Source organism: Bacteroides sp. An279 (genome assembly GCF_002159615.1).
GTDB classification, from domain to species: domain Bacteria; phylum Bacteroidota; class Bacteroidia; order Bacteroidales; family Bacteroidaceae; genus Phocaeicola; species Phocaeicola intestinalis.
The window spans coordinates 16,634-32,881 of sequence record NZ_NFJA01000041.1; the positions used below are offsets into that span (position 1 = coordinate 16,634).

Genomic DNA, 16,248 nt, shown 5'->3' on the forward strand with positions numbered 1-16,248 from the left:
ATTGAATCCTTAAATCCGTAATACTCCTTTCTTCAAACCAAATTCACGCCAGCGGCTAATAGGACGGTTATCAGTGGCTCCCGATTTGTTTTCTTCCAAGTTCATCAGGTAATCGATGTAAGCGGCAATCATGGCAATATTCTCCGTCTCTTCTTCTTTCTGTCCTGCCCACTCGCGCAACATTTCCTGATGCTTGGGAATAAAGAGGGTGTCGTAATGACCTTCTACAAAGTCGGGTACATGCATGATGTGGCGCAAGTAAGAGATGTTGGTTTTCAGTCCTGTAATCTTATACTCGTAAAGCACACGACGCATACGTTCGATGGCAAACTGGCGGGTAGTGGCCCACACGATAAGTTTACCAATCATCGGGTCGTAATAAATAGGAATTTCATAGCCATCGTATACGTAACTATCAATACGCACCCCAATGCCATTGGGTTCTGTCAATTGACGGATGATGCCCGGCGAAGGCATAAAATTATTTTCTGTATCTTCAGCACAGATTCGGCACTCAATAGCATGACCACGCTGTTTTAAGTCTTCCTGCTTATAGTGAAGCGGTTCGCCGTTGGCCACACGGATCTGGTCTTTTACCAAATCAACGCCCACTACTTCTTCAGTAATAGGATGTTCTACCTGCAAACGGGTATTCATTTCCAGGAAATAGAAATTGCGATGTTTGTCAACGAGAAATTCGATGGTACCGGCACCTTTATAATGAACTGCTTTTGCAGCTGCGACAGCCGCTTCACCCATCTTCTGACGAAGTTCAGGTGTGACGAAAGGAGATGGAGTCTCTTCCACAATTTTTTGATTACGCCGCTGGATAGAACACTCACGTTCGAAGAGATGAACGGCATTGCCATAGTTGTCTCCTAAAATTTGAAATTCGATGTGATGTGGTTCTTCCACGAATTTCTCAAGATACACGGTGTCATCACCAAAAGAGGACATCGATTCTGAACGGGCGGTGTTGTAGGCCTCTTCCACTTCATCTTCGCTATGTATGAGTCGCATACCTTTGCCTCCACCACCCATCGACGCCTTCAGCATCACAGGATAACCGATACGGTTACAGATTTCCTTAGCTTCCTCTACGCTCTGCAACGGTTGCTCCGTACCTGGAACTACAGGTACTCCTGCCGCAATCATGTGCTTACGTGCAGAAATCTTATCGCCCATAGCATCCATCGTTTCCGGATCGGGACCAATGAAGATGATGCCTTCTTCGCGGCAGCGGCGTGCAAACTCCGAATTTTCGGACAAGAAGCCATACCCTGGATGAATAGCATCTACGCCATGGTGTTTGGCTGCCCAAATAATCTTATCGATGTTTAAATAACTTTCGCGTGAAGCGGCTGGTCCTATCAGGCAGGCTTCATCTGCATAAAATACGTGGCGTGCAGTCCTGTCGGCCTCCGAAAAAACAGCCACAGTACGAATGCCCATCTCCCGACAGGAGCGCATCACCCGCACGGCTATTTCGCCACGGTTAGCGATCAATACTTTGTGTATCATGCCTTATTCTTTTATTGTTACATTTTTCAATAAGTTAAGCCATTTTAGTATATGACTTAAGCAAAAGGCTTCTCTTTTCGCACAAGAAACCCAAAACTGTGCAAAAGTAACAAAAAAAACGAATACATTCTTATTTCTGTGTTTTTTTTTAGGCTGTATGCCCTATTTATATTCAATACTCCGGTATAATTCTAAAATCAAAACATTATAACCGGCTAAAGCAGGTTCAACAATACCAGATTAAAAGAATCATTGAAATATTGTCAAGGGTGAGAAACTGTTTTGAATTTATCGTGTGCTGACTGGGGATGATTTCTTGCAGAGGCGCAAAATCTTGCATCTCTACTATGAGGAAGATAGCGGGCTATCTGACGAAGAGCAGCGGAAAGAACTCAAAAATCGCCCCAAGCACACACGAAAACGACGAATGCACCAAGCCAAGAAAAACTTTCTGAAGAAATTCAAAACAGTTTCTGCGATCTGTAAAAGAGCCTAACCATCTGAGAGATAAAAGCTATTCTTTCAATTTAAAGGATATATTGTTTTGCCTGTCGATCAAAATAGTCACATAATAACACGACAATTCATCGGGCATACTGACTGTAGCCTGATAATGATATCCGTCAGAATCAACCCCCATAAAACTCATGTCGGAAAGAATGGCCATTTTTAAGAAATCGGCAGGTATGATATTTTCAAACATCTCTTTATTAATATCTTTGGCATACAACCTTTGTTTGCCCTGAAACACACAAATATGAATAATGTTATCAAAATACACATTATCAACAATCATCCCTTCTTCCGTTACTACCGGATGATACACTTTTTTACTGGAAGGATTGATATAGGCATATCCTCTATAGCGGTTCCCTTGATAAAAGAATACTGAATCTTTTTCGATAACTTCCTTTTGTACCGGTTCAATAACCGTCTGATAACCAAATGGTATTGTGTCAGTATCTGATTTATGAAGAGTAATCAAATCACCCTGCGACGTATAGAATTGAAATACATGTGGCTCAAGCTTGGTAATACGATAAGTCACCCTTTCAGAACTATGCGCAATAAGCGTATCTCCTGAAATACTGAAACGAAACGGAGTATTAACCTGGCTAGCAAGATAGATACTGTCACCAGCTATTTTCAACATCGGCAACTCTGTGTTCTCGTCTACCCAGATACCTTGTAATTGCTGTTTAGCAAGTTGGTTGCGTTCGTTTTGGGCCTGTCCATCCTGTTTGTTTCTGTTCTCTGCACAGGCTGTAACTAAAAACGCGAAAAGTGCTGCCAATAATACTTTTCTCATTTTCTTATGCTGTGTTTTCTTGGTTTTTATTTCATTTCTTGCCACAAATGTATAACAAATTACTCAAGTCACATAAAATAACAGAAAAAAATCTTATATTTGCAGTATGATTGAATTAGCTAAACATATTGAAGTATTGCTGTTAGAGAACGATTGTGTCATCGTTCCAGGCTTGGGAGGCTTTATAGCTCATTACCGTTCTTCTATATATAATAAGGAGATGCGGGAATTTTATCCACCGGTACGTACCATTGGGTTTAACCCGAAGTTAGTGATGAATGATGGGTTACTGGTGCAATCTTATATGCAGACCTATAATACTGATTTCCCGGATGCCAGCCGGAAAATCGAGAATGTGGTAAATGCATTGAAAGAAAAACTGTATCAAGAAGGCAGTGTATCCTTGGGACAGGTGGGAAGTTTGTATTACAACATGAATGGTGTTTATGAATTCGAGCCGGCAGAAAATGGATTTTTCACTCCTTCCCTTTATGGATTGGAAACTTTTACATTTCAAAAACTGGCTTTCAGCACTTCATTAAATGTAAAAAAGGAAAGAGAAGAACGGTTGCCCCGACTATCTGCCAACAAGACGAATCCCACATCTTGGCATTGGACACGTAGCATAGCGGTCGTCGCAGCTACGATCTTGTTGTTTTTCTTGTGTTCTGTTCCTGTAAAGAATACCTACATTGACGAGGCGAATTATGCATCATTGGGTTCGGAGGGTCTGTTTGCTGCAATCCGGAATCAATCTGCAGCATCAAGTGTCATCTCTCCTATTCGGCAAAAAACTTCTGAACAAAATTCAAATCAACAGAAAAACGAAAAGAAACAATTAAAAAATAATGTCAATACCTTAAAGCCGGTTACCATAAAGACCGAAAAGGTAGAAGCACGTATTGAGAAAAAAGTTTCAGCGAAAAAAAATGACCGGACCGTAAAAGAGAAAGCTCAGCAGACTACCCCAAAAACAATTCCCACCAAAAAACATGGGGGCAACAACCACATTATCGTGGCAAGCCTTACCAATGCGGCTGATGCAGAGAAAGTGGTTAACGGTTTGAAACAAAAAGGATATGCAGATGCCCAGGTGATTGTGTCGCAAAACCATTATCGTGTTTCATTAGTTAACTATGCAAATAAGGCCGATGCCTATCAGAAAATAAAAGAGTTGAAGAAACAACCAGACTTTGCTTCGGCATGGATATTCATTTCCAAATAAAGCCCTAAAGAATATGAAAAGAGTAAGATGTCCTAAGTGTGACAATTATATACAATTTGATGAGACCAAATACAGCGAAGGGCAGTCGTTGGTATTTGTGTGCGATCAATGCAAGAAACAGTTTGCCATCCGTATCGGAAAAACCAAGTTAAATGCAGGAACACGCCGGGAAGAAGTCATTGACGAAAGAGAAGGGTTGAAAGATTGGGGAAACGTTGTAGCAATTGAAAATGTATTTGGCTACAAACAAGTAATCCCGTTACACGAAGGTGACAATCTCATCGGACGCCGGTCGAAAGGTACAGAAGTTGATATTCCCATTGAAACCAATGACCCAAGCATGGACCGTCGGCATTGTATTCTAAATGTGAAGCGAGACAAGCAAGGACAAATAGTGTATACCTTACGCGACAATAACAGCATTACCGGCACTTTTGTCATGAATGACTTGTTAGGTCCAAAGGATCGTGTCCGGTTGGAAGACGGAGCCATTTTTACCTTAGGAGCTACTTCCTTGATTTTACGAGCAGCAGAGAACAAAGAATGATTGAATGTCCGCCATTCCCCCTTGAAAACGAAGATAGACTTCATTTCGCACATCATTATTCCGGATATTTGCGGACATTCCCCACACTTTTTACCTTAACCAGATAATATCTCCCACGTTCGGAGCAGGAGCATCTTCTTTCATCCCGTTCAATTGGTAAAGATTCTTCAATTTGATGCCGAACATCTGTGAGATTGTGTACATCGAGTCTCCTTGCTTCACGGCATAAGAGATGTGATCCTGGGTGGCTTTCTTGCGTTTTTCTTCCAGATAGACAATTTCGCCTCCACGGAACGTGTAGTCCTTGGGCAACTCGTTGTACTTGCGTACATTCTTCTTTTTCAGATCAAATTCTTTGGCTATGCTCTTGAACGTATCGCCCGGACGGGCTATCACGTAAAGCAATTCATTCGCCAGATAAGGCTGGTGCGGGTTAGGGAACTCTTCTGCCCATTTCAATCCCCCTTTGCGGTCGTACTTGTCAAGGTCGTAGGTCTCGATGATGTTTATCAGGCGATTGGCATAATTGGGGTCAGTAGCATAACCCGCTTTTTTCAACCCCTTTGCCCACCCTTTGTAATCGGTTATCTTGAGTCGGAAAAGAAAAGCATAACGGGCACCCGAACGCAAAAACTTGGAATGGTCACGATACGAATCCTTTACGTGTTTGTAAGCACGGAAACATTCATTAGGTGCATCGTCGGTATAACGCACCGAACGTCCGTCCCATGAGCCACCGCACTTGATACCGAAATGGTTATTCGACTTCCGGGCAAGCTGACTCCTGCCCGCCCCCGACTCCAGCAGACCCTGTGCCAGCGTAATGCTTGCCGGGATACGATAATGCTTCATTTCGTCCACCGCTATGCTTCGGTATTTCTTGATATATTCCTCGTATGCCTTGTTCCGTTGTGCCGAAGCCGTGCTTGCAGCAAGCAACAAGACCACCATAACCAACCAATACGTTAAGTTTTTCATTTCCTTTTTATGTTTATCCAAAGGCAAAGATAAGTGTTCGCACGAATAAAAGCAACACAAGATAGGAAATCTCCTTTTTTTTCTGTTTATTTGTACAAAAATACAAAGCTTATGAGAAATTTCCGTATCGAAATCCCCGTATGCGCCTGCTCGTACGATGAGCTAAGCGAAGCAGACCGCCAACTGATAGATGCTGCCAAAGAAGCTACCTCCCAAAGCTATGCTCCCTATTCGCATTTTGCCGTAGGGGCCGCAGCATTACTCGAAGACGGCACAGTCGTCACTGGTTCCAACCAAGAAAATGCTGCTTATCCCTCGGGTACTTGTGCCGAACGTACTACCCTGTTCTATGCCAACTCGCACTATCCCGATCAAGGGGTAAAGGCACTTGCCATAGCTGCCCGAAATACTCAAGGATTCCTCGACTCGCCCATTCCTCCCTGTGGGGCATGCCGACAGGTATTGCTCGAAACCGAACGACGCTACAGCCTCCCGATACGCATTTTGCTGTATGGTGTACGCGAGACTTATTGCCTGCAAGGCGTCAAAAGCCTGCTCCCTCTCTCTTTTGGCGCAGAATTTCTGTAAGCCCGGTCATATTTCCTTTTTAATGAATAATGCGAATCAGGAGTTAGACGTAGTTATGTTTCACAGGAGTTATCACTTCGTTCAGAAGTTATACTTCACGCGGTATTTATTTTGTGCATTTTGTATATGTCACGTAGTAGAGACGATGTGCACATCGTCTCTACAGAAGCGGCGCAAAAAGGTATTGGCATCTAACTCCCAGCCCGCCCTGCGGGCGATAACTACCTATAACTCCCTTTTAACTCCTGATTGGCATGAATATCCGCATTTTGTCTCTACATGGGATGTTTGCGGATATTCAATCCCCAGATTTCTTCGTTCATGATAAGTCCACCATAGTATTATATATCATGCGAATTACATACAAGCAGACACAAGCGTAATCCGGGTTGCAAAATCCGTAATATGTATAAAAAAGATACATTTTTCTGTTTTATCTTTGCACATCGAAAACAACAACCATTCAAACGAAACAAAGATGAAACAGAAACTGATTTTACCCATCTTGGCTTACAGCCTGCTTCTGACGGCTCTTAATGCCACAGAACTTACAGACTCATTGAAGATGCGGCACAACTATATACTGGAAGAAACGGTAGTGACCGGCACACGCAACGCGACGGATATCCGCCACCTTCCCATGACCATTTCGATAGTAAACCGCGCCCAACTGGAAAACCGTTACCAGCCTTCCGTGCTTCCGGCACTGACCGAGCAAGTTCCGGGGCTTTTCGTTACCAGCCGGGGCGTGATGGGATATGGCGTATCTACCGGTGCAGCCGGAGGCATCAGCCTGCGCGGCATGTCGGGAAGCGCACAGATGCTGGTGCTCATTGACGGGCATCCGCAATACATGGGACTTTTCGGGCATCCTATTTCCGATGCCTACCAGACCATGCTTGCCGAGCGGGTGGAAGTGTTGCGCGGACCGGCATCGGTGCTTTACGGTTCCAATGCCATGGGGGGAGTCATCAACATCGTCACACGGAAAATGCAGGAAGACGGCGTGAAGACGGACATCAATTTAGGAGGCGGCTCGTATGGGACAGCACAGGCGGAAGCGACCAACCGCGTGAAGAAAGGACGGTTCAGCAGCACCGTATCGGCATCGTATATCCGCACCGACGGACACCGCCCCGACATGGCGTTCGAGCAATATGGAGGCTATGCCAAATTAGCATACGACTTTAACCCGAACTGGAAGCTATGGGGAGATGTCAACGTGACCCACTTCAACGCTTCCAATCCCGGAGAGGTTTCCGACCGGCTTTTCGACAACGATTCGCGGATTACAAGAGGAATGGCTTCGGCTATGCTGGAGAACCGGTACGAACGGACTTCGGGCGCACTGAGCTTCTTCTACAACTGGGGAAGGCACAAGATAAACGACGGATACCATGCCGGTGAAGAGCCGCAAACCTCCCTCTTCCATTCGAAAGACCTGATGATGGGCGTGTCGTGGTATCAGAGCGCCGAGCTTTATACGGGCAACCGCCTGACCTTGGGCTTCGACTACCAACACTTCGGCGGAGAATCGTGGAACGAAGCCATAGCCGACGGAGCACGCACACCGGGCGTAGACAAGAAGCAAGACGAGTTTGCCGGTTACGTCGATTTCCGTCAGGACATCGGAACATGGCTCTCGCTCAACGTAGGATTACGTGTCGACCACCACTCACACGTAGGCACCGAACTGGTTCCACAAGGCGGGCTTGCCTTCCACCTGCCCAAGAACGCCGAACTGAAAGCCATGGTGAGCAAGGGTTTCCGCAACCCAACCATCCGCGAAATGTATATGTTCCCGCCACAGAATCCCGACCTGAAGCCGGAACGGATGATGAACTACGAGCTTTCGTACACCCAGCACCTTTTAGACGGTGCCCTGAGCTACGGCGTAAACCTCTATTATATCAACGGAGACAACCTGATTATGATGACTCCTGTAGACGGTCGCCCCCACAACGTCAACTCAGGCGAAATCGAGAATTGGGGAGCGGAAGGGAACATTACCTACCGCATCAACCGTCAATGGAACGTAAACGCCAACTACAGCTGGGTGCACATGGAACATCCGGTCATCTCGGCTCCGGAGCACAAGCTGTATGCCGGCGCCGACTTCCGGCAAGGAAGCTGGGGCGTGTCGACCGGCATCCAGTACATCAAAGGGCTATATACCTCCGTCAGCCCTGCCAGTACCGAGGACTTCGTGCTTTGGAATTTGCGTGCCAGCTACCGCCTGTGCCCGTATGCCTCGCTCTTTGTGCGCGGCGAGAACCTCTTGGCACAACGCTACGAAATCATGGCTGGCTATCCCATGCCGAAAGCCACATTCTTGGGAGGAATCCATATCCATTTCTAATCCCATATAAATGTCCGGATTATGCCAGATATATCACTTTCCAAACGAATATATACTTCGAAAGCAGTTTCAGTATATATGAAACTGCCTTCGAAGATAACTGCATCGGCAAAGGCAGTATATATTCGTTTTCGAATACCATTACATGGGTCAATTACAGGCATTATATGACGAAAGAATTCTATTTACCCTAAAATAAAACAAAACATGAAAAAGACATTTCAAACTTTAATCTGCGCGGCATTCACACTGGCAAGCACCGTCGGATGCGGACATGCGCAATCCTCGGAAAACAAGGCTGCCGAGAGCAGCGAGAACCTTCCGAAAGTGTATTTCTACAAAGAAATCAATTCAGAGAACTTGGTCAAAATCTACGAAGCCTTAGGGCGTGAAGCCAAGGGGAAAGTGGCGGTAAAGCTCAGCACCGGCGAACCGGGCGGACACAACTTCCTTCAGCCCGCATTGATAAAAGACCTGGTGCAGAAAGTGAACGGCACTATCGTAGAATGTAATACCGCCTACGGAGGCAAGCGCGGAGATACCCAGAGCCACCTGCAAGCGGCTAAAGACCACGGCTTCACCGCCATCGCCCCGGTGGACATCATGGATGCCGAAGGCGAAACGGAATTGCCGGTTACAGGCGGCAAGCACCTGAAATCGGACATCGTAGGGAAGAATTACCTGAACTATGACTTTACCGTTGTACTCTCCCACTTCAAAGGACATGCCATGGGAGGATTCGGGGGTGCTATCAAGAACATCTCCATCGGCATCGCCTCGTCAAACGGGAAACGGAACATCCACTCCGCAGGTGCCAGCACGACCAGCTGGGGCAATCCGGAACAAGATGACTTTCTGGAATCCATGGCAGAAGCCGCCAAGGCGGTTATCGACCATTGCGGAGAAAACATTCTCTACATCAGCGTGGCCAACAACCTCTCGGTGGATTGCGATTGCGACTCCTCTCCTGCCGATCCTCAAATGGGCGACATCGGCATCCTTGCCTCGCTCGACCCCGTCGCATTGGACAAAGCTTGCACCGACCTGGTCCGCTCTTCGAAAGACCACGGGAAAATCCACCTGATAGAACGCATCGACTCGCGCCACGGCATGCACACCCTCGACTATGCCGAACAATTAGGCATCGGAAGCCAGAAATATGAACTGGTAGAGCTGGACTAATCCGATACTTTCCAGAATAGCATAAACTCATTGGCCGGTGAAGATAGCTGTATAGGAACGCGGCTATCTCATCGGCTCAAACTACACTTCTCCTCAAAGCCTGGAAAACATTCCACAAAAGGATGTTTTACGTTATATGAATTCCGCATTTATTTTACGTTAATCTCCGTTAATCTCCGTTTCTGTCTTTCTCCTACTGGCAGATTATCTGTATCTTTGAACTGATAAATAAAAAAGGAGTGATTATGATGAAGCGAAGTTGGTTTGTTTTTATAACGGTTATCTGCTTGTCTGCCACGGCAAAAGCGCAAACCGAACAACAACCTGACATACAGGCTAAGCAGGACGTACGTGCCCTACCCGACTCATTGCAAGCCGACACGTTAAGCGTAGCTTTGCAATCGCCCGTGAGCTTTTCTTCGCCGTTCCGCCCTTTCAGCATGTATGGCATCACGCCTTTCGACTACAATTACGCCACATGGGAGCTGCATAAAGGATTCAATGCTTCCATCGGACTGAATGTCACATTCAGCCCCAGCCGCTATGCGCCTTCGGGTGTGGGGTTCGGCCAAGATGCCGCTTTCATGTATGCCGTGCCTATCAACAGCCGGCTGAGCATAGCGGGAGGATTATATGCCACCAACATGGACTGGGGATTCTTGCGCTACCGCAATGTGGGCATTGCCGCCGTGGCTGCTTACCAGCTGACCGACAAAATCAGCATCTATGCATACGGCAACAAATCGTTCATGCCCAACCGTATGCCTTACTGGTATCCCCTACCCAACTATACGCCCGACCGCATTGGTGGAATGATTAACTTCAAACTGGGCGAAAGCAGTTCGTTCAGTATCGGCATCGAAGGCCGGAAAAATGATTACCCGTGGTGGTATTAAACCAGGAACTAATTTGCTATATAAAGATGAATTACCAAGAAACTCTTACCTATTTATATAATAGTGCCCCTTTGTTTCAGCAAGTAGGCAAAGACGCATACAAGGAAGGACTTGAAAACACATACGCATTAGACGAATATTTCGGCCATCCGCACCAGCAATTCCGCACCATCCATGTAGCGGGAACAAACGGAAAAGGGTCTTGTTCGCACACATTGGCAGCCATCCTGCAATCGGCAGGTTACCGGGTAGGGCTTTACACTTCGCCCCACTTAACGGATTTCCGCGAACGAATCCGGATAAACGGCGTGCCCGTACCAGAAGAATTCGTCATCGGTTTCGTGGAAAAACACCGTCATTTCTTCGAACCTCTGCATCCGTCGTTTTTCGAGTTGACCACCGCCATGGCTTTTCATTATTTCGCCCAGCAAGCGGTAGACGTAGCGGTCATCGAAGTCGGGTTAGGCGGACGGCTGGATTGCACCAACATCATCCATCCGGATGTATGCGTCATCACCAACATCAGCTTCGACCATATACAGTTCTTAGGCAATACATTGACCAAGATAGCAGGAGAAAAAGCAGGCATCATCAAACCTGGCACTCCCGTAGTCATCGGCGAAACGACTTCGGAAACCAAACCTGTATTTGCCGAGAAAGCCGCATCGGTAAACGCTCCCATCGTATTTGCCGAAGAAGAACACCTATTGATAAATGCCACCCATACCGACGACGGGCATTATTTATATCAAACTCAGGACTATGCCAACTTGAAAGGAGAGCTGGGCGGCTTGTGCCAGGAAAAGAATACCAACACACTTCTTTCCGCTATCCGCCAACTGAGGAAAGCCGGTTACCGCTTCACGGATGCGGACGTGCGCAACGGTTTTGCCAATGTGTGCGAACTGACCGGACTGCAAGGACGCTGGCAACGGTTATCAAGCCATCCTGCCGTCATATGCGACACAGGACATAACGTAGGCGGTATCCAATACATCGTCCGCCAACTGGCATGCCAGCATTACCGCAAGCTTCACATCGTTATCGGAATGGTAAACGACAAGGATATACACGGCGTGCTCGCCCTCTTGCCGACCGACGCGACATACTATTTCACACAAGCCAGCGTGAAACGCGCGTTGCCTGCCGAAGAAATGCAAAAGCAAGCCTCGGCATTCGGATTGCACGGCAAAAGCTACCCGAATGTAAAAATTGCTTTAGAAACCGCCTTAACAGAAGCCGGCCCCGAAGATTTGATTTTCGTAGGAGGAAGCAGCTTTATTGTTGCCGATTTATTATCCACTTGCCATACATCATGAAATAATTAACAAAATTGCTTGTATATCTTGAATAAAATCTTTTTATTTGCATACATTTTATAGAAGTAACATCAAAAAAGAAAGGATATTCAAGATCATGATTAACACATTTTATTATGAAAATAACCTTTGCGGAGTAAAGCGAAGCGATTTTCAACGTACAATCGATGGTAAAGAAGTTGATTTATTCATTCTGAAGAATGACAAAGGTGCCGAAATGGCAGTAACCAACTACGGAGGAGCTTTAGTGGCTATTATGGTTCCGGACAAGAACGGCAAGCTTGCCAACGTGATTCAAGGACACGACACACTGGACGGAGTTATCCATAGCCCCGAATCGTTCTTAAGTACACTTATCGGACGGTATGGCAACCGAATCGCCAAAGGTAAATTCCAATTGAACGGAAAAGAATACCAACTGGCAATAAACAATGGTCCCAACTCGCTTCACGGAGGTCCCACAGGTTTTCATTCACGCGTATGGGATGCCGAGCAGACCAGCAAACAAAGCCTTACTTTAAGTTATCTGTCAAAAGACGGTGAAGAAGGCTTCCCCGGCAACTTGAAAGTTCAAGTCATCTACACGTTTACCAACGAAAACGAATTTATCCTTACCTACACAGCTACGACCGACCGTACGACATTAGTCAATCTTACCCATCATGCATTTTTCAGTTTGTCGGGTCTGGAGAAACCAACCCCCAGTGTAGAAAACAATATTCTTACCCTTAATGCCGATTTCTACGTACCCATAGATGAATATTCTATCCCTACGGGAGAAATTTTAAAGGTTGCTGATACTCCGATGGATTTCCGTATGCCTCATAGTGTAGGCAGCCGTATCAATGAACCGTTCCAACAATTGATATACGGCAAGGGATACGACCATACGTATATTGTCAATAAAAAGGAAGTGGGTGAATTGGCATTTGCAGCCAAATGCGTAGAACCTCAAAGCGGACGTTCGCTTGAAGTATATACGACAGAACCGGGCGTGCAAGTATATACGGCAAACTGGCAAGGCGGCTTTGCAGGCTGGCATGGCGCAACCTTCCCCGAACGCAGTGCCATCTGTTTCGAAGCACAACACTTCCCCGACACACCTAATAAGCCACATTTCCCGTCAGCAGTATTGAATCCGGGTGAAACCTATCATCAGGTTACGGTGTATAAATTCGGAGTAGAAGCTTGATAAGCCATCAATTAAGAAAATTCTTAGATTTATCTTGAAAACTAATGTGTTACTAACCTTTTTTAATATTAAACCATGAATCAACAAAAACAGAACGGTAATCTCATCGCAATCATCACGATGTTTTTCTTATTTGCGATGATCTCTTTCGTTACCAATCTTGCCGCTCCTTTCGGCACCATTTGGAAGAATCAATATGCGGGAGCTAACACTTTGGGCATGATGGGAAACATGATGAACTTCCTTGCTTACCTGTTTATGGGAATCCCGGCGGGAAACATGCTGGTAAAGATAGGTTATAAAAAAACCGCCCTTATCGCTATGGCTGTGGGATTCTTGGGATTGTTTACCCAGTATCTTTCCAGTCTGGTAGGAGCCGAAGTTGATGTATTCAACATGGGAGCGTATGCTATCAAGTTGAATTTTATCATTTACTTATTGGGAGCATTTATTTGCGGTTTCTGTGTGTGTATGCTGAACACCGTAGTAAACCCCATGCTGAACCTTCTTGGCGGAGGCGGTAACAAAGGAAACCAGCTCATTCAGGCTGGAGGTGCCTTGAACTCTTTATCGGGTACACTGACCCCTTTGTTTGTAGGTGTACTCATTGGAACCGTTACTCCAGAAACGGCAATGTCGGACGTAACTCCCTTGCTTTTCATTGCAATGGGCGTATTTATACTTTCTTTCATCGCCATTTCATTTGTAGCGATTCCTGAACCCCATCTACACAAAGGGAATGTAAAAGAAGAAAAATTCAGCCACAGCCCTTGGAATTTCCGTCATACCGTATTAGGCGTATTCGGCATTTTCGTATATGTAGGCATCGAAATCGGTATTCCGGGCACCCTGAACTTCTACCTTGCCGATTCTTCTGACAAAGGTGCAGGCATCCTCTTCAATGGTGCAGCCATCGGTGGAGCCATTGCAGCCATTTACTGGTTACTGATGTTGGTAGGTCGTCTTACGAGTACAATCATCAGCGGCAAGGTATCTACACGTACCCAATTGATTACGGTATCCAGTGTAGCTATCCTGTTTATTCTGTGTGCCATATTCATCCCGAAGACTGTAGGTATCAACGTACCGAAAGTCGTTTACGACCCTATTGCCAAAACTTCTGAAATCTTGACCGAAGCAGGCGTATCAGAAAACGAAATCAGCCTGATTCTTGCCGACACATCTTCAGAAAACCTTCAAAAGTATGAATCAACGCTGTCGGCCGCTAATTTGACACAAGCTGACATCGAAGGTTCACTGGCTACTCCGAAAGTCCCGATAAGTGCCTTATTCCTCGTACTTTGTGGATTATGCACTTCCATCATGTGGGGAGGAATCTTCAACCTTGCCGTAGAAGGGTTGGGCAAATACACTGCGCAAGCATCGGGTATCTTCATGATGATGGTTGTAGGTGGAGGTATCTTCCCACTCCTTCAGCAGGTTATTTCAGATTCAGTCGGCTATATGGCAAGCTACTGGTTGATTATCGCCATGCTGGCATACCTGTTATTCTACGGACTGATAGGCTGCAAGAACGTAAACAAAGACATACCCGTTGACTGATTTTAATTACAGCATATTTTATTAACCCTTTAATTTTTATATTACCATGGATATAGATTTTGTAAGAAGTCGTTTCATCAAACATTTCGATGGAACAACAGGAGCTATTTATACTTCTCCGGGACGTATCAATCTGATAGGCGAACATACAGACTACAATGGCGGATATGTATTCCCCGGCGCAGTAGACAAAGGCATCACAGCCGAAATAAAGCCTAATGGTACGGATAAAGTACACGCTTATTCCATCGACCTGAAAGATTATGTAGAATTCGGATTGAATGAAGAAGATGCTCCGAAAGCCAGCTGGGCACGTTATATTTTCGGAGTATGTCGCGAAATGATCAAACGCGGAGTAGATGTAAAAGGTTTCAATACCGCTTTTGCAGGCGATGTACCTTTAGGTGCTGGCATGTCTTCTTCGGCTGCACTCGAATCAACTTTTGCCTTTGCCTTGAACGAAATATTTGGCGACAATAAGATAGACAAGTTCGAATTGGCAAAAGTAGGACAGGCTACCGAACATAACTATTGCGGTGTAAACTGCGGTATCATGGACCAGTTTGCTTCTGTATTCGGAAAAGAAGGTCATCTGATGCGTCTAGACTGCCGCTCATTGGAATATAAATATTATCCGTTCCGTCCGGAAGGCTATCGCCTGGTATTGGTAGACTCAGTTGTAAAACACGAACTGGCATCATCTGCATATAACAAACGTCGTCAAAGTTGCGAGAATGTTGTAGCTGCCATCAAGAAGAACCATCCTGAAATAGAATTCCTACGTGACTGCAACATGGATATGCTGAACGAAGTGAAAGAAACAGTCAGCCAGGAAGACTATATGCGTGCTGAATATGTTATTGAAGAAATCCAACGTGTACTTGACGTATGTGATGCGTTGGAACGCAACGACTACGAAACAGTAGGCCAAAAAATGTATGAAACCCATCACGGCATGAGCAAATTATATGAAGTAAGCTGTGAAGAACTGGATTTCCTCAACGACATTGCTTTCGATTGCGGTGTAACCGGTTCGCGTGTCATGGGTGGAGGCTTCGGAGGCTGCACCATCAATCTTGTAAAGAACGAGTTATACGAAACATTCATCACAACAGCGAAAGAACGCTTCAAAAAGAAATTCGGACGTTCGCCCAAAGTATATGATGTAGTGATTAGTGACGGTTCGCACAGAGTTTGCTAATCTTTATTATGCAGAGGGTGTGTCAAAACGAAATGACTAATCAAATATATTGATACCTAAAAAGGTCGTATCAAATCTTCATTTAGAAAGAATGATACGACCTTTTATCCTTTAGAATGCTCACAATCTTAGAAACCGAATTTCACAAAAAATATTTTTAACTTGATGTTTCGTGTGATTGGGGCGATTTTTTAATTCCTTTTTGCTTCTGTTCTTTGCCAAATGACCTGCAATCTCCCTCATCCCAGCCAGCACATGATAAGAAGCTGTTTTGAATTTCTCCAAAAAGTTTTTCTTGGCTTGATGTATCCGTTTCCGTGTGTGCTTTGGGCGATTTTTTGGTCCTTTTCGCTCCTGTTCTTCGTCAG

The 16,248-nt window shown here is 45.5% G+C and carries 13 protein-coding genes and 2 pseudogenes; 11 read left to right on the forward strand and 4 right to left on the reverse strand.

Translation table 11 applies throughout. The annotated features are described in order from the left end of the window. Positions 1-9: 9 nt before the first annotated feature. Entirely contained in the window at positions 10-1,521 is a 1,512-nt protein-coding gene (gene accC / locus B5F78_RS08940) for an acetyl-CoA carboxylase biotin carboxylase subunit (protein ID WP_022039170.1), read from the reverse strand. 514 nt (positions 1,522-2,035) lie between these two features. Further along, the gene (locus B5F78_RS08945; protein ID WP_241148261.1) at positions 2,036-2,875 is read right to left on the reverse strand and encodes a DUF4738 domain-containing protein; all 840 of its coding nucleotides are present in this window, start codon (positions 2,873-2,875) and stop codon (positions 2,036-2,038) included. A gap of 61 nt (positions 2,876-2,936) precedes the next feature. Between B5F78_RS08945 and B5F78_RS08950 the strand changes: the two genes are divergently transcribed. Continuing rightward, the gene (locus B5F78_RS08950; RefSeq protein WP_087406539.1) at positions 2,937-4,055 is read left to right on the forward strand and encodes an SPOR domain-containing protein; all 1,119 of its coding nucleotides are present in this window, start codon (positions 2,937-2,939) and stop codon (positions 4,053-4,055) included. A gap of 13 nt (positions 4,056-4,068) precedes the next feature. Continuing rightward, on the forward strand, positions 4,069-4,602 hold the full coding sequence (locus B5F78_RS08955; protein WP_022039167.1) for an FHA domain-containing protein: 534 nt from the start codon (positions 4,069-4,071) through the stop codon (positions 4,600-4,602). Between the two features lie 90 nt (positions 4,603-4,692). Here B5F78_RS08955 and B5F78_RS08960 read toward each other — a convergent pair whose 3' ends face one another. Beyond that, positions 4,693-5,580 carry a glycoside hydrolase family 73 protein gene (locus B5F78_RS08960; RefSeq protein WP_087211712.1) on the reverse strand — a complete coding sequence of 296 codons (888 nt, stop codon included), beginning with the start codon at positions 5,578-5,580 and terminating at the stop codon, positions 4,693-4,695. A 111-nt stretch (positions 5,581-5,691) separates the two neighbouring features. Here B5F78_RS08960 and B5F78_RS08965 point away from each other — a divergent pair, with 111 nt between their 5' ends. The 9 genes and pseudogenes from B5F78_RS08965 to galK all read left to right on the forward strand — a co-directional run bounded on the left by B5F78_RS08965 (position 5,692) and on the right by galK (position 15,880). Further along, entirely contained in the window at positions 5,692-6,168 is a 477-nt protein-coding gene (locus tag B5F78_RS08965) for a cytidine deaminase (protein WP_087211715.1), read from the forward strand. 565 nt (positions 6,169-6,733) lie between these two features. Further along, on the forward strand, positions 6,734-8,527 hold the full coding sequence (locus tag B5F78_RS08970) for a TonB-dependent receptor plug domain-containing protein (protein WP_430746801.1): 1,794 nt from the start codon (positions 6,734-6,736) through the stop codon (positions 8,525-8,527). 207 nt (positions 8,528-8,734) lie between these two features. Continuing rightward, the gene (locus tag B5F78_RS08975; RefSeq protein ID WP_087406540.1) at positions 8,735-9,709 is read left to right on the forward strand and encodes a DUF362 domain-containing protein; all 975 of its coding nucleotides are present in this window, start codon (positions 8,735-8,737) and stop codon (positions 9,707-9,709) included. Between the two features lie 245 nt (positions 9,710-9,954). Next, complete coding sequence (locus tag B5F78_RS08980; RefSeq protein ID WP_239473427.1) at positions 9,955-10,605, forward strand: hypothetical protein; 651 nt, start codon at positions 9,955-9,957, stop codon at positions 10,603-10,605. 26 nt (positions 10,606-10,631) lie between these two features. Beyond that, complete coding sequence (locus B5F78_RS08985) at positions 10,632-11,924, forward strand: bifunctional folylpolyglutamate synthase/dihydrofolate synthase (RefSeq protein WP_087406544.1); 1,293 nt, start codon at positions 10,632-10,634, stop codon at positions 11,922-11,924. A gap of 97 nt (positions 11,925-12,021) precedes the next feature. Continuing rightward, the gene (locus tag B5F78_RS08990) at positions 12,022-13,116 is read left to right on the forward strand and encodes an aldose epimerase family protein (RefSeq protein WP_087211720.1); all 1,095 of its coding nucleotides are present in this window, start codon (positions 12,022-12,024) and stop codon (positions 13,114-13,116) included. Positions 13,117-13,191: 75 nt separating this feature from the next. Further along, a pseudogene (locus B5F78_RS08995) lies at positions 13,192-14,191 on the forward strand (MFS transporter); the annotation flags it as partial. A 197-nt stretch (positions 14,192-14,388) separates the two neighbouring features. Next, positions 14,389-14,679: pseudogene (locus tag B5F78_RS18025) on the forward strand (MFS transporter); the annotation flags it as partial. A 46-nt stretch (positions 14,680-14,725) separates the two neighbouring features. Next, positions 14,726-15,880 carry a galactokinase gene (galK, locus tag B5F78_RS09000; RefSeq protein ID WP_022039158.1) on the forward strand — a complete coding sequence of 385 codons (1,155 nt, stop codon included), beginning with the start codon at positions 14,726-14,728 and terminating at the stop codon, positions 15,878-15,880. Between the two features lie 120 nt (positions 15,881-16,000). On the opposite strand, the gene B5F78_RS17600 is transcribed toward galK, so the two are convergent. Further along, the coding region (locus B5F78_RS17600; protein WP_206421938.1) for a hypothetical protein at positions 16,001-16,248 on the reverse strand (248 nt) is incomplete at its 5' end.